Raw genomic sequence first — 12,743 nt, forward strand, 5'->3', positions numbered from 1 at the left:
AGGCAAGGACATGAGCATGAAATTCGACATCCAACCCGCATCCAATCCGACGTCCGAAAAGGATCGTATCGCCAAGCTGGTGGACCCCGGCTTCGGGCGGGTCTTCACCGACCACATGGCGGTGGTCCGCTACAGCCAGGCCAAGGGCGGCTGGTACGAGGCGAAGATCGAGGCGCGCGCCAACTTCCAGCTCGATCCGGCCGGCGCGGTCCTGCACTACGCCCAGGAAATCTTCGAGGGCCTGAAGGCCTACAAGCGCGACGATGGCGGCGTGAACCTGTTCCGTCCCGATGCCAATGCGCGGCGCTTCAGGGACTCGGCGGATCGCATGGCAATGGCCCAGCTGCCCGAGGACGTCTTCATCGAGGCGGTCGAGCAGGTCGTGCGCATCGACCGCGCCTGGATGCCGGGCGGCGAGGGCAGCCTCTATTTGCGGCCCTTCATGATCGCGAGCGAGACCTTCCTCGGCGTCAAGCCGTCGTCCGAATACATTTTTGCGGTGATCGCCTCGCCTGTCGGCTCCTACTTCAAGGGCGGGCCTGCGCCGGTGTCGATCTGGGTGTCCGAGAACTATACCCGCGCCGCGATCGGCGGCACCGGCGCCGTCAAGTGCGGCGGCAATTATGCCGCGAGCCTGCGCGCCCAGGCCGAAGCGATCCAGCACGGCTGCGATCAGGTCGTCTTCCTCGATGCGGTCGAGCGCCGCTACATCGAGGAGCTCGGCGGCATGAACGTGTTCTTCGTGTTCGACGACGGCTCGCTCTCGACGCCGCCGCTCGGCACCATCCTGCCCGGCATCACCCGCGACTCCATCATCACGCTCGCCCGCGATGCCGGCAAGACCGTGCGCGAGGAGCCGTATTCGCTCGAGCAGTGGCGCAAGGATGCGGCCTCGGGCAGGCTGAAGGAAGCGTTTGCTTGCGGCACCGCCGCCGTGATCTCGCCGATCGGCAAGGTGCGCTCGGTGAGCGGCGATTTCGAGATCTCGGGCGGCGCCGCCGGCCCCGTCGCCATGGGCCTGCGCAAGCAGCTCGTCGACATCCAGTACGGCCGCACCAACGATCCGCACAACTGGATCCGCAAGGTGTTTTGATTGTCTCCCTCTCCCCGCAAGCGGGGCGAGGCGAAGAACACCCCGGTTGCCGCCCCGCGCCGCGGCTGGTAAACGCCGCGCATGGCCGAGAAACCCAAAAAACCCCAGAAACTGAAGGCGCGCCTGCCGCGCGGGCTCGAGGACCGCGATCCCGCCGCGATCCGGGCGACGCGCGAGATGGTCGAGAAGATCCGCGCCGTCTACGAGCTCTACGGCTTCGAGCCGGTGGAGACGCCGGCGATGGAATACACCGACGCGCTCGGAAAATTCCTGCCCGACCAGGATCGCCCGAACGAGGGCGTGTTCTCGTTCCAGGACGACGACGAGCAGTGGATCAGCCTGCGCTACGATCTGACCGCGCCGCTCGCCCGCTACGTCGCCGAAAACTTCGACACGCTGCCCAAGCCCTATCGCAGCTACCGCGCCGGCTACGTGTTCCGCAACGAAAAGCCCGGCCCCGGCCGCTTCCGCCAGTTCATGCAGTTCGATGCCGATACGGTCGGCTCGGCGACGCCGGCGGCGGATGCCGAGATCTGCATGATGGCCGCGGATACGATGGAGGCGCTCGGGATTGCGCGCGGCCAGTATGTGGTGAAGGTAAATAACCGAAAAGTTCTCGACGGTGTGCTGGAGTCGATTGGCCTGCGCGACGATTTCAGTCGCAAGCTGGTTGTCCTCCGAGCGATCGACAAGTTCGATCGGCTGGGTGCGGATGGAGTTCGCGCTCTGCTGGGAGACGGTCGCAAGGACGAGAGCGGCGACTTCACCAAGGGGGCAGGTCTGTCCTCCGAGGCTGCTGAGCGAGTGCTTAACTCCACGTGCCCGCAAGAGGGAACGAACGCTGAGGTTATCGCCAAGCTGAAGAGGCTATCAGACACTGCTATCGGTAATGAGGGAATTGCTGAACTCGAGGCAATTGCGGATCTCGTGACAGCCGGTGGCTACGAAGGCCGGGTGCGCATCGACCCAACTGTCGTCCGCGGCCTCGAATACTACACCGGCCCCGTCTACGAGGTCGAACTGCTGCTCGACACCAAGGACGAGAAGGGCCGCCCGGTGCGCTTCGGCTCGGTCGGTGGCGGCGGGCGTTACGACGGCCTGGTCTCGCGCTTCCGCGGCGAGCCGGTGCCGGCGACCGGTTTCTCGATCGGCGTGTCGCGCTTGCAAGCCGCGCTGACGCTGCTCGGCAAGCTGGATACGCGCCCCGAATTCGGCCCCGTCGTCGTCACCGTGTTCGACCGCGACCGCGTCGCCGACTACCAGAAGATGGTCGCGAGCTTGCGCAGCGCCGGCATCCGCGCCGAACTCTATCTCGGCAATCCCAAGAACATGGGCAACCAGCTCAAATATGCCGACCGCCGCAACTCACCCTGCGTCATCATCCAGGGCTCGGACGAAAAGGCGCGCGGCGAAGTGCAGGTCAAGGATCTGATCGAGGGCGCCAAGGCGGCGGCCGCGATCGCCTCCAACCAGGAATGGCGCGAGAGCCGGCCGGCGCAGTTCTCGTGCAGCGAGGCCGATCTCATCGCCAAGGTGCGTGAAGTTCTCGCGCGCCATGACGTGAGCTGGGGCTAGCTATTCGCAGGCCGCGTCATGCCCGGGCTTGTCCCGGGCATCCACGTCTTGTTTGATGGCGACCGTCAATGGCCGGTGTTCGGCCGCAAGGGAGAGAAGAATGCCTGAGATCACCATCAGCATGGCCGAAGGCCGTACCGACGAGCAGAAGGCCGGCATGATGCGCGACATCACCCAGGCGCTGGTGAAGAATCTCGGCGTCGACGCCGATGCCGTCGTCATCCAGATCAACGAAGCCCCGCTCCGCCACAAGATGAAGGGCGGCAAGACGTTCGTGGAGCGCGCGGCGGCCGCGAAGAAATAGCTTCGGCTGGCGCGGCATTTTCCGCTGTCGTCCCGGACAAGCGTCAGCGCAGATCCGGGACCCATAACCCCAGGGAGTGGTTATCTGGCGAAGCGGTAACTCCGAGTCCCCGCAATCACGACGTCCTGTGGTTATGGGTCCCGGATCGGCGCGCGCTCGAGGCGCGCTTGTCCGGGACGACACCGTGTGAGGGTCCATGGACGCACGCGACTTCATCAAGGTCGGCATGAGTGCCGAGCGCACGCTGGTGGTGCCGGTGGAGCGCACGGTCGGGCATTTCGTGCCCGGCATGCCTTTTGTCTATGCGACGCCGATGATGATCCTGGAAATGGAGATGACATCGGGCGATGCGATCCGCGCCGCGCTTCAGCCGGGCTGGGTCACGGTCGGCACCGAGGTCGACATCCGCCATCTTGCCGCCGCGCGCGTCGGCGCAACCGTGCGCACCACCGCAAGGGTGGTCGCAGTCGAACGCCGCGTCATCCGCTTCGAGGTCGAGGCATTCGAGGGCACGCGCAAGCTCGGCGAAGGCCGCCACGCGCGCGGGCTCGTCAATGTCGAGATGTTCAACAAGCGGCTGGGCGCAGGCACGACGCCGTAGGGTGGGCAAAGGCGCGGAGCGCCGTGCCCACCATCGCTCCTGAGCCGCGATGAAGTTGGTGGGCACGCTTCGCTTTGCCCACCCTACGGCACCTGTTTACTTCGCGAGCTCCCTTGATCGCTTCGTCGCCGCCGCGATCGCGCGGATCATGAGATCGCGCAACCCCGGCTCGCCCATCAGCACGCCGAGCGCTGCGGCCGTGGTGCCGCCGGGCGAGGTGACGTTCTGGCGCAGCGTGCTGGAGGGCAGCTCCGACCGGTGCAGCAGCTCGCCGGAGCCGGCGACGGTCTCGCGGGCGAGCTTGGTCGCCAGCGCCTCGGGCAAGCCCGCCTCGACGCCGGCCCGTGCCAGCTCCTCGGCGAGCAGGAACACGTAGGCTGGCCCTGAGCCGGAGACGGCGGTCACCGCGTCCATCAGACCTTCGTCCTCGACCCATTCCACCGAGCCGGTGGCGCGCAGCAACGCATCGGCCACCGCGCGCTGCGCGGGGCTGACGTTGTTCGCCGCAACGGCGACGGTGATGCCGCGGCCGATCGCGGCCGGCGTGTTCGGCATTGTGCGCACCACGGCGCCGCCGCAGACCTCCTGGAGCGAGGCGATCGTCGTGCCCGCCATGATCGAGACCACAGAGGTCTGGTCCGAGACGAACGGTTTCAGCCTGGCGCCGGCCTCGCGGAACATCTGCGGCTTCACCGCCACGACCAGCGTCTCGACAGCGCCGGCGGTCTTCACATCAGGATTGAGCGCGACGCCCTGGGCGGCCAGCGCGGAGATCTCGGGCGAGATGAACGGGTCGACCACCGCGACGCGGCGCGGATCGAGCCCGCCGGCCAGCCATCCGGTCAGCATTGCGCCGCCCATCTTGCCGGCGCCGGCGAGCAGGATGGTGCCGGTGATGTCTCGGAGAGGGTTGTTGGTTGCCACTGTGATCACCCAAGCAAAGGTGTCGTCCCCGCGAAAGCGGGGACCCATAACACAGGCGGTTCTAATGGATGGAGAGCAGAGCAACAAGCATCGTGCGATACGGCGGAATCACGCGGTATGGGTCCCGGATCTGCGCGCGCTTGAGGCGCGCTTGTCCAGGACGACAGTGGAGAGGAAGGCGCGACCCTAAGCCTCGCCCACCGTGTCGAACATCGCCGCGTCCATGGCCTGCGCGGTGGTCTTGCCGGCCCACACCACGAACTGGAACGCGGGGAAATAGCGCTCGCAGGCATGGATGGCGCCGGCGAGCATGGCCTCGCATTGCGCGGTCGAGGCGGTGAGCCCGCCCGGCAGCACCAGGGCCTGGCGGTGCATCACCATGCCGGTGTTGGTCCACAGATCGAAATGACCGACCCACAGCTGCTCGTTCACGGCAGCGACGAGCCGCTGCACCTCGCCGCGGCGCGCGAGCGGAATCTTCATGTCGAACGCGCAGGCCAGATGCAGCGCCTCGATCTCGCCCATCCAGGTGAAGGAGAGCTGGTAGTCGGTCCATTGTCCCTTCGAGACAATCGTGAGTTCGTCTTCGCCGGAGCGTTCGAACGGCCAGTTGTTGCTGGCAGCGATATCCTCGACCACCGCGAGCGGATGGCTTCTGGAATCGATAGTGCCTTCGAGCAGGGACATGCCGTCTCGACCTCTTGCCTTCTTGTTGTCCTTGATACGCACGCGGTTGGGCCCGGCGCGCGCTCCCTAGACGCTACCGCGATCCCTGGAGTCGCTTTCGCGATCCCCTCGGATCAGCGCGGGCCTTTCGCGGATCAAGTGATGTGATTTGCGGAATCTGCGCAACGGGGTCCCGAGTCCGTCCACAAGCCAGGACTCGTTCGTCCACAGCTCATCTCCGCCACAATTCTTAACGTCGAGGTCCCGATCCGGACGGAAGAGAACAAACCGGAATCGGATTCGAGCGGCCCGCGCCCATCGCTAATTCCGTCCCACGAGGCCCGGACCGCCGCAGCAGCATGGGACCATGCGCTTTGCCCATGCGGAACGCGCTTGCCGCGATGGCGCGCCGGCGGCATATTTCCTGTTAGGCCGTTCATCCCGAGCGGCCGATGTTCTCAGGGCGGGGTGAAAGTCCCCACCGGCGGTAAGGGCCGAAAGGTCTAAGCCCGCGAGCGCCTTCCGTGAGGGTTATCCCGAAGGGAAGGGTCAGCAGATTCGGTGCGACTCCGAAGCCGACGGTCAAAGTCCGGATGAAAGAGAACGGTCGGTGGCAGACGCATCGCAAGGTGCGGCTGTTTGTCGTTCCGTGTGCCCTGATTCTGGTCCTTAAACCGAGGAAAGCCATGAATCAGATGTTGCAAGATCCCCAAACCGAAACCTCCCTGCCCACCCAACCGCCGGTTCCACAGGACCCGGTGACGGAGCATCCGCGCTTCGCAAAGCCGCAGCGGGTGGCCTTCGTGCAGGCCTGCTGGCACCGCGACGTGGTCGCGGAGGCCCGCATCGCCTTCCTGAAGGAGGCGGAGGCGCGGCACCTCACCCATGTCGACGTGTTCGAGGTGCCGGGCTCGTTCGAGATCCCGCTGCACGCCCAGGTCCTCGCCAAGACGCGGCGCTACACCGCGATCGTCGCCGCCGGTCTCGTCGTCGACGGCGGCATCTACCGCCACGAATTCGTCGCCGACACCGTGATCAAGGCGCTGATGGACGTGCAGCTCCGTACCGAGGTGCCGGTGTTCTCGGCCGTGCTGACGCCGCAGCAATTCCACGAGACCGAGGTGCACTACGACTTCTTCCGCAAGCATTTCGCGATCAAGGGCGTGGAGGTCGCGGCAGCCTGTGCGGAGACGTTGCACGGCCTGGAGCGCCTGCGCGGCCAGGTCGCGGCGGGGATCGTGGGGTAGGGCAGATGGTCATTCCGGGGCGTGCGTAGCACGAGCCCGGAATCCATTTATCTACACGGATTGCTGAAAGATGGATTCCGGGTTCGCCTCTCCGAGGCGCCCCGGAATGACAGCTGATGATCAGTCGAACAGGCTCGACACCGACTCTTCCGCGGCCGTGCGCGCGATCGCGTCGGAGATCAGGCTGGCGATCGGCAGGGTGCGGATGTTCGGCGCCTTGGTCACCGCATCGGTCGGCAGGATCGAGTCGGTGATCACCAGCTCCTTCAGCTTCGAGCCGGAGATGCGCGCAGCCGCGCCGCCGGACAGCACGCCGTGGGTGATGTAGGCGTAGACGTCCTTGGCGCCCTTGGCGATCAGCGCGTCGGCCGCGTTGACCAGCGTGCCGCCGGAATCGACGATGTCGTCGACCAGGATACAGGTGTAGCCGGCGACGTCGCCGATCACGTTCATGACCTCGGACTCGCCCGGGCGCTCACGGCGCTTGTCGACGATGGCGAGCGGGGTGTTGATGCGCTTGGCGAGGCCGCGCGCGCGCGCCACGCCGCCGACGTCGGGCGAGATCACCATCACCTTGGAGAGGTCGAACCTCTCCTTGATGTCGCGCACCATCAGCGGCGCCGCGTAGAGATTGTCGGTCGGGATGTCGAAGAAGCCCTGGATCTGGCCGGCATGCAGGTCGAGCGTCATGACGCGGTCGACGCCGGCCTGCGTGATCAGGTTGGCGACGAGCTTGGCCGAGATCGGCGTGCGCGATCCCGATTTGCGGTCCTGCCTTGCGTAGCCGAAATAGGGCAGCACCGCGGTGATGCGGCGCGCCGAGGAGCGGCGCAGCGCGTCGGTGATGATCAAGAGCTCCATCAGGTGGTCGTTGGCGGGGAACGAGGTCGACTGGATGATGAAGGCATCCGAGCCGCGGACGTTCTCCTGGATCTCGACGAAGATCTCCATGTCGGCGAAGCGCCGCACCACCGCCTTGGTCAGCGGCAGGTCGAGGCCCTGCGCGATGGCCTGGGCGAGGGCCGGATTGGAGTTGCCGGCGACGAGCTTGATGGAGCCGTTTTTGGCCGACATGGACGCTTCCTCCCGCGCTTTGCTGGATACGACGTTCAACATCAGAAAATACCCACTGGCAGCACGGTTACGACGGGCGAGGAAATATCAGGCGGGGGGCTGCAATGGCAACCCGGGATGCTACGTTTTCCCTTCGAAAATCCTGAGTCGGGCCAACGGCTTGGCCGCAACTTGAGGCCGTGGTTTAGCGGGGGTTATCGTTCGGCATAGCCGAGGGCTGAGGCCGGCATGTCCGGCCCTGGGGCGTCCTTGACGACGCTTGCCACCGCCGGTCCCCGCAACGCCGGAGCCGCGCCGGGGGCATCCGGCGTGCCGTTGATCATGTTGGAAAGTCCGCTGAATCCGGTCTGGGCGATCTTCCGCAGCACGAGGTCGTCGGCCGCGGCCCAAGGATCGCGTGTCGCGTCGCGGCCGCCCTTGGCCGAGGTCGGTTCCTCGCCGGAGAGGCGCAGCGCCCGCTGCTGGTTGGCGTCGTAGACGTCCCAGACCCAGGCGATCACGGTCTTGCCGCGCACCACCTGGGCGGAGAGATAGCTGCGCACGCGGTAGGCGGCCGTGCCCTCGCGGGAGACCACGGACAGGCTGCGCAGCTTGGATTCGCTGTCGAGCACGCCGACCATGCGGTCGAACACCGGCGGCGGCGGCCCGTCGATGGATTCGAACGCGACCGTCGCTCCCGAGCCGGTGCTCGGTGCCATCGCATAGGAGTTGGCGGCATTGCCGCCGCCACCGGCGCAGCCGCCAAGCGCGGTCGCGGCTGCCAGCAGCATGACCGCCAGCACGCGCGAACCCGCGCGGCACAGAAAAGATGACGCTTCCCTCATTGGAGGGCAGCGATATCGTTAAAATAGATTAAGGTCTAGGGCGGGCGAGCCACAAACACACTGTCATTCCGGGGCGCGCCACTTGGCGCGAGCCCGGAATCCATTTCTCCGCATAATTTGCTGCACGATGGATTCCGGGTTCTCGCTTCGCGAGCCCCGGAATGACGGCGTGTTGCTCTTGTGTTCACGCTTCGAGCGCGATGGCGTGAACGTGCCGGCCGTAATCCGGCTCCTTGCGATGCACCGAGCGGCGATAGCTGAAGAAGCGCTCGTCGGCGTAGGTGTCGAGGCCGAGATCGTCGATCATCAGGATGCCGGCGGCCTCCAGCCGCTGGCGGATGAAGCCGGCGAGGTCGAACATCGCGTGGCCCTCGCGTAACGAGGGGATGAAGAACACCGCGTTGTCCGCGTCCGCCTCGATGAAGCGCGCGACGAACTCGTTGCCGACCTCGTAGCTGTCCTGGCGGATCAACGGGCCGATCGCGGCGATGATGCCGCCGCGCGTGGCGCCGAGCGTCTCCATCGCCGAGATCGTCGCTTCCAGCACGCCGGTGAGTGCGCCCTTCCAGCCGGCATGCGCGCCGCCGATCACGCGCGCATTGGGGTCGACGAACAGCACCGGTCCGCAATCGGCGGTGGAGACGCCGAGCGCGATGCCCGGCGTCTTCGTCACCAGCGCATCGCCCCTCGGCCGCGGGCCGTTCGGCCACGGCATTTCGGCGACGAGCACGTCGGGCGAATGAATCTGGTGCAGGCTGAGGAAGCGTTCGGGTGCGACGCCGACATGCTCGGCCATGCGTCGGCGGTTCTCCGCGACGAGGGCCTGGTCGTCGTTGGAGCCGAGCCCGCCGTTCAGCGCGGAATAGATGCCGCCGGAGACGCCGCCCTCGCGGGTGAAGAACGCATGGCGCAGGCCGGGCACCGCCGACAGCAGCGACGAAGCAAGCGTCATGAGGCCTCTCCTGCCTGTTCGAGATCGCTGAGGCCGGCAAGGCCCGATAGCCGGGGCTCGGAGATGCCGAGCACCTTGAACATCGAGCCCATGCCGCCGCGCCCGGTATCGGTCAGGCGCTTGAGCGCCACCGAAATATCGGTGGCGACGTCGGGCGCCGCCTTCTGCATCAAGGCGGCGGCGCGGGTGTCGATGCCGATGCGCCTGAGGAAGTCGCCTTGCGTCACCGGGCCGTGCACGCGGGCGCCGACATCCTCGGCCGCGCGCGCCAGCGCCTGGAAGTCGACATGAGCGGTGACGTCGGCCTGGCCCGGTACCTTCAAGGGATCGGCGAAGGTGTGGCGCGCGATGGCCTGGAAGGTGTCGCCGGCATCGCTGCGCAGATGGCCGTAGTCGATGATGAGCGCCGCGCCGTCCTGGTCGCGCACACGCGTGGCGAGCTTCATGATTTCGCCGTCGGGCCGCCACTCGAACACGGCGCCGACGGGAGCTGCGCGCACCAAGGGCGGCAGCAGCACGTCGAAGCGCGGCGTCGGCTCCGGCGCCGCGCCGAACTGAAGCTTGCCGTTGGGATCGATCTCGATCACTCGCTCGTGCCAGCCGTTCTCGTGGCGGATCATCTGGTGGATCGGCAGCACGTCGAAATATTCGTTGGCGAGGATGATGCTGGGGCCCTCCGGCACCTCGTCGATGCTGTCGTGCCAGGCGATGTTGCGCACGTTGGCGAGCGTCGCGCTCTGCCGTTCGCGCAAGACCGGATTGACCTCGACCAAGTGAATGTGGAGCGCCTGGTAGAGCGGCGGCAGCACGCGGAGCGCGCGCAGCGCATCCGCCATCATGGTGCCGCGGCCGGGGCCGAGCTCGACCAGCCGCAAAAATTGCGGCGAGCCCATCTGCTTCCAGACCGAGGCGGTCCACAGCCCCAGGAGCTCGCCGAACATTTGGCTGACCTCGGGCGCGGTGGTGAAGTCGCCCTCGCGCCCGAGCGGATCGCGCGAGACGTAATAGCCGTAGCGCGGGTGCATCAGGCACAGTTCCATGTACCGCCAGACCGGCATCGGTCCTGAGGACTTGATCAGCGCCTTGATCTCGTTGAGGAGCGGCTGGTCGGTCACGGCATGCTTTCTCGAAATGAACTAACGAACGGCCTCGATCGGCTTCGGCGCACCGCGCCTCACTGCCAATACAATAAGTATGAGGCCCACGATAAGCATCGGGATCGACAACAGCATGCCCATGGTTAATCCGCCCCAGAGGAAACCGAGCTGCGCGTCCGGCTCGCGGAAATGCTCGCCGGCGATCCGGGTCAGCCCGTAGATCAGGATGAAGGCGCCGAGGATCATGCCGGGGCGCCTCAAGGCGCCGAAGCGGATCATGATCGCGAGCACGGTGAACAGCAGGATGCCCTCCATGCCCGCTTCATAAAGCTGGCTCGGATGGCGCGGCAGCTGCGTCGGATCGTTGGGGAAGATCATCGCCCACGGCAGGCTCGGGTCCGTGGCGCGGCCCCACAATTCGCCGTTGATGAAGTTGGCGATGCGTCCGAGCAAGAGCCCGACCGGGGCGACCGCGGTGGTGATGTCGCCGAGCGACAGGATCGAGATGCCGTTGCGATAGGCGAACCACATCACCGCGACCACGCAACCGAGGAAGCCGCCATGGAACGACATGCCGCCCTCCCACAATCTGAAGATCGCGGCGGGATGGTCGATGAAGAAGGGCAGGTTGTAGAACAGCACGTAGCCGGTGCGGCCGCCGAGGATGATGCCGAGCGTGACCCAGAGGATGAAGTCGTCGACCTGCGCCAGCGAGATCGGCGCCGGCCCGCCCCACAGGCGCTCGTTCTTCAGCAGCGAGCGCGCATAGAGCCAGCCGAACACGATGCCGCAGATATAGGCCAGCGCATACCAGCGGATCGCGAACGGGCCGATCTCGATCGCGATCGGCTTGAAGGCGGGAAAGTCGATCAGCAGAAAGGGCATCGCGCCTTCTATGTCCAAGCGAGATCGCGGCGGTCGAGCGCCAGCAGGCGCCCCGTGATTCTTCTTATGCAGGGACGTTGAATACGATTGCAAGCAAACCGGTTCATGACAAGGATACCGGCGATCGGCCCTTGAACCGGACCAATGGGATTGCCATTGTCTTTCGAGAGTTCGCGCAAAGTTTATCGGAGGCCGCAATGACCCAGACCAGCAACCGGTTTTTCGACGAGATCGGCCGCCTGATGAACGACGCCGCCGGTGCGGCCCAGGGCGTCAAGCGCGAGTTCGACACGGTGATGCGCACGCAGGCCGAAAAATTCCTGCGCGACATGGACCTCGTCAAGCGCGAGGAGTTCGAGGCGGTCAAGGACATGGCGCGCCTGGCGCGCGAGGAGAACGAGGCGCTGAAAGTGCGGATCGCGGCGCTGGAGGCCAAGCTCGGCGGGTGACGCCGGTCTAGAACGTCTCTTACCCTCCCCTGGAGGGGGAGGGTCGGCGCGCAGCGCCGGGGTGGGGTGATCTCTCCACTCGGGCACCGCCTCGATCGAGAGACTGTCACCCCACCCCGCTCGCGCTTCGCGCGATCGACCCTCCCCCTCCAGGGGAGGGTAAGAACCCGGGCCTGCCAGCCCATTCTCCTTGTCATTTCCGCATCTTCCGGGTAAAAGCCCGCCACGTCCGCGGCCCCCGCACCCCTGGAGGCTTGCTGCGGATGATGCCATGGGCCGCGCTGCGGCCCATTAACTTTTGCAAAAACAAGGACTTAACGACATGGCGACGACCGTCAAGGAATTGAAGGCGACCGCACGTCCGAAGAGCGGCAAGGGGGCCGCCCGGGCTGAGCGTCGCGCCGGGCGAGTGCCCGGAGTGATCTACGGCAACAACCAGCCCCCGCTGACGATCTCGATCGAAGATCGTGAACTGCGCCAGCGCATCCTCGCCGGCCGGTTCCTGACCACGCTGGTCGACATCGACCTCGAGGGCAAGAAGCACCGCGTGATTCCGCGCGACTACCACCTGGATCCGGTCAAGGACTTCCCGATCCATGTCGACTTCATGCGGCTCGGCGAAGGCGCCACCATCCGCATCAGCGTTCCCTTGCACGTCGTGAAGGCGGAAGGCTCGCCGGGCGTGAAGCGCGGCGGCACCGTCAACATCGTCGCCCACGCGATCGAGCTCGAATGCGGCGTCGAGAGCATCCCGCAATACATCGAGGCTGATGTCGGCTCGCTCGAGATCGGTCACTCGCTGCATCTGTCGGACATCAAGCTGCCGGCCGGCGTGAAGGCGCTGGCCCGCGAGGACGCGACCCTCGTCACCATCGTGCCGCCGTCCGGCTACGCCGAAGAGCAGAAGGCCGCAGCTGCGGCGGCTGCCGGTGGCGCTGCTCCGGGCGCTGCGGCTGCTCCGGCGGCTGGTGCGGCTGCTCCGGCCGCTGCTGCTCCGGCGGCGGCTGCCAAGGCTCCCGCCGGCGGCGACAAGAAGAAGTAATCTCTCAAGG

Annotated in this window: 14 protein-coding genes and 1 riboswitch; of the genes, 7 read left to right on the forward strand and 7 right to left on the reverse strand. The window is 66.2% G+C overall.

The window, feature by feature from the left end; translation table 11 throughout:
* The first annotated feature begins 10 nt into the window (after nucleotides 1-10).
* The 4 genes from JQ566_RS18820 (at nucleotide 11) to JQ566_RS18835 (ending at nucleotide 3,573) form a co-directional block, all read left to right on the forward strand.
* The gene (locus JQ566_RS18820) at nucleotides 11-1,093 is read left to right on the forward strand and encodes a branched-chain amino acid aminotransferase (RefSeq protein WP_212374348.1); all 1,083 of its coding nucleotides are present in this window, start codon (nucleotides 11-13) and stop codon (nucleotides 1,091-1,093) included.
* Nucleotides 1,094-1,270: 177 nt separating this feature from the next.
* Complete coding sequence (hisS, locus tag JQ566_RS18825) at nucleotides 1,271-2,668, forward strand: histidine--tRNA ligase (protein ID WP_434057828.1); 1,398 nt, start codon at nucleotides 1,271-1,273, stop codon at nucleotides 2,666-2,668.
* Between the two features lie 55 nt (nucleotides 2,669-2,723).
* Nucleotides 2,724-2,972: a tautomerase family protein gene (locus JQ566_RS18830; protein WP_212374352.1), complete on the forward strand. Its 249-nt coding sequence runs from the start codon at nucleotides 2,724-2,726 to the stop codon at nucleotides 2,970-2,972.
* A 196-nt stretch (nucleotides 2,973-3,168) separates the two neighbouring features.
* On the forward strand, nucleotides 3,169-3,573 hold the full coding sequence (locus JQ566_RS18835) for a thioesterase family protein (protein ID WP_212374354.1): 405 nt from the start codon (nucleotides 3,169-3,171) through the stop codon (nucleotides 3,571-3,573).
* 96 nt (nucleotides 3,574-3,669) lie between these two features.
* Here the strand turns inward: JQ566_RS18835 and proC are convergent, their stop codons facing one another.
* On the reverse strand, nucleotides 3,670-4,545 hold the full coding sequence (proC, locus tag JQ566_RS18840; RefSeq protein WP_212374356.1) for a pyrroline-5-carboxylate reductase: 876 nt from the start codon (nucleotides 4,543-4,545) through the stop codon (nucleotides 3,670-3,672).
* A 138-nt stretch (nucleotides 4,546-4,683) separates the two neighbouring features.
* Nucleotides 4,684-5,184, reverse strand: a complete 501-nt coding sequence (locus tag JQ566_RS18845) for a type III secretion system chaperone family protein (RefSeq protein WP_128923607.1) — start codon at nucleotides 5,182-5,184, stop codon at nucleotides 4,684-4,686.
* A gap of 429 nt (nucleotides 5,185-5,613) precedes the next feature.
* Nucleotides 5,614-5,772: riboswitch (FMN riboswitch) on the forward strand.
* Between the two features lie 77 nt (nucleotides 5,773-5,849).
* Here JQ566_RS18845 and JQ566_RS18850 point away from each other — a divergent pair.
* Nucleotides 5,850-6,410, forward strand: coding sequence for a 6,7-dimethyl-8-ribityllumazine synthase (locus tag JQ566_RS18850; protein WP_212374358.1), 561 nt, complete (start codon nucleotides 5,850-5,852; stop codon nucleotides 6,408-6,410).
* A gap of 120 nt (nucleotides 6,411-6,530) precedes the next feature.
* Here JQ566_RS18850 and JQ566_RS18855 read toward each other — a convergent pair whose 3' ends face one another.
* From JQ566_RS18855 to lgt, 5 genes are all read right to left on the reverse strand, one after another.
* Complete coding sequence (locus tag JQ566_RS18855; RefSeq protein WP_212374359.1) at nucleotides 6,531-7,484, reverse strand: ribose-phosphate pyrophosphokinase; 954 nt, start codon at nucleotides 7,482-7,484, stop codon at nucleotides 6,531-6,533.
* Between the two features lie 194 nt (nucleotides 7,485-7,678).
* Nucleotides 7,679-8,308 carry a hypothetical protein gene (locus JQ566_RS18860; protein WP_212374361.1) on the reverse strand — a complete coding sequence of 210 codons (630 nt, stop codon included), beginning with the start codon at nucleotides 8,306-8,308 and terminating at the stop codon, nucleotides 7,679-7,681.
* Between the two features lie 184 nt (nucleotides 8,309-8,492).
* Complete coding sequence (gene pgeF, locus JQ566_RS18865) at nucleotides 8,493-9,260, reverse strand: peptidoglycan editing factor PgeF (RefSeq protein ID WP_212374363.1); 768 nt, start codon at nucleotides 9,258-9,260, stop codon at nucleotides 8,493-8,495.
* A complete protein-coding gene (locus JQ566_RS18870) occupies nucleotides 9,257-10,375 on the reverse strand; it encodes a class I SAM-dependent methyltransferase (protein ID WP_212374365.1) in 1,119 nt (372 codons plus the stop codon). Before JQ566_RS18870 ends, pgeF begins: the two co-directional genes overlap by 4 nt.
* Before the next feature lie 21 nt (nucleotides 10,376-10,396).
* Nucleotides 10,397-11,242 (reverse strand): prolipoprotein diacylglyceryl transferase, encoded by an 846-nt coding sequence (gene lgt, locus JQ566_RS18875; RefSeq protein ID WP_212374368.1) that lies wholly within the window; start codon nucleotides 11,240-11,242, stop codon nucleotides 10,397-10,399.
* Nucleotides 11,243-11,439: 197 nt separating this feature from the next.
* Between lgt and JQ566_RS18880 the strand changes: the two genes are divergently transcribed.
* The gene (locus JQ566_RS18880; protein WP_212374370.1) at nucleotides 11,440-11,691 is read left to right on the forward strand and encodes an accessory factor UbiK family protein; all 252 of its coding nucleotides are present in this window, start codon (nucleotides 11,440-11,442) and stop codon (nucleotides 11,689-11,691) included.
* A 322-nt stretch (nucleotides 11,692-12,013) separates the two neighbouring features.
* Nucleotides 12,014-12,733, forward strand: a complete 720-nt coding sequence (locus JQ566_RS18885) for a 50S ribosomal protein L25/general stress protein Ctc (RefSeq protein WP_212374372.1) — start codon at nucleotides 12,014-12,016, stop codon at nucleotides 12,731-12,733.
* Nucleotides 12,734-12,743: the final 10 nt, after the last annotated feature.

This window comes from Bradyrhizobium sp. SZCCT0231 (genome assembly GCF_018130245.1).
GTDB lineage: Bacteria > Pseudomonadota > Alphaproteobacteria > Rhizobiales > Xanthobacteraceae > Bradyrhizobium > Bradyrhizobium japonicum_F.

What these genes read in the sequence shown, in the direction of transcription:
- JQ566_RS18820 (WP_212374348.1), top strand. Translation starts at nt 11, where the DNA reads ATGAGCATGAAATTCGACATCCAACCCGCATCCAATCCGACGTCCGAA.
- hisS (WP_434057828.1), top strand. Translation starts at nt 1,271, where the DNA reads ATGGTCGAGAAGATCCGCGCCGTCTACGAGCTCTACGGCTTCGAGCCG.
- JQ566_RS18830 (WP_212374352.1), top strand. Translation starts at nt 2,724, where the DNA reads ATGGCGACCGTCAATGGCCGGTGTTCGGCCGCAAGGGAGAGAAGAATG.
- JQ566_RS18835 (WP_212374354.1), top strand. Translation starts at nt 3,169, where the DNA reads ATGGACGCACGCGACTTCATCAAGGTCGGCATGAGTGCCGAGCGCACG.
- proC (WP_212374356.1), bottom strand. Translation starts at nt 4,545, where the DNA reads ATGGGTCCCCGCTTTCGCGGGGACGACACCTTTGCTTGGGTGATCACA.
- JQ566_RS18845 (WP_128923607.1), bottom strand. Translation starts at nt 5,184, where the DNA reads ATGTCCCTGCTCGAAGGCACTATCGATTCCAGAAGCCATCCGCTCGCG.
- JQ566_RS18850 (WP_212374358.1), top strand. Translation starts at nt 5,850, where the DNA reads ATGAATCAGATGTTGCAAGATCCCCAAACCGAAACCTCCCTGCCCACC.
- JQ566_RS18855 (WP_212374359.1), bottom strand. Translation starts at nt 7,484, where the DNA reads ATGTCGGCCAAAAACGGCTCCATCAAGCTCGTCGCCGGCAACTCCAAT.
- JQ566_RS18860 (WP_212374361.1), bottom strand. Translation starts at nt 8,308, where the DNA reads ATGAGGGAAGCGTCATCTTTTCTGTGCCGCGCGGGTTCGCGCGTGCTG.
- pgeF (WP_212374363.1), bottom strand. Translation starts at nt 9,260, where the DNA reads ATGACGCTTGCTTCGTCGCTGCTGTCGGCGGTGCCCGGCCTGCGCCAT.
- lgt (WP_212374368.1), bottom strand. Translation starts at nt 11,242, where the DNA reads ATGCCCTTTCTGCTGATCGACTTTCCCGCCTTCAAGCCGATCGCGATC.
- JQ566_RS18880 (WP_212374370.1), top strand. Translation starts at nt 11,440, where the DNA reads ATGACCCAGACCAGCAACCGGTTTTTCGACGAGATCGGCCGCCTGATG.
- JQ566_RS18885 (WP_212374372.1), top strand. Translation starts at nt 12,014, where the DNA reads ATGGCGACGACCGTCAAGGAATTGAAGGCGACCGCACGTCCGAAGAGC.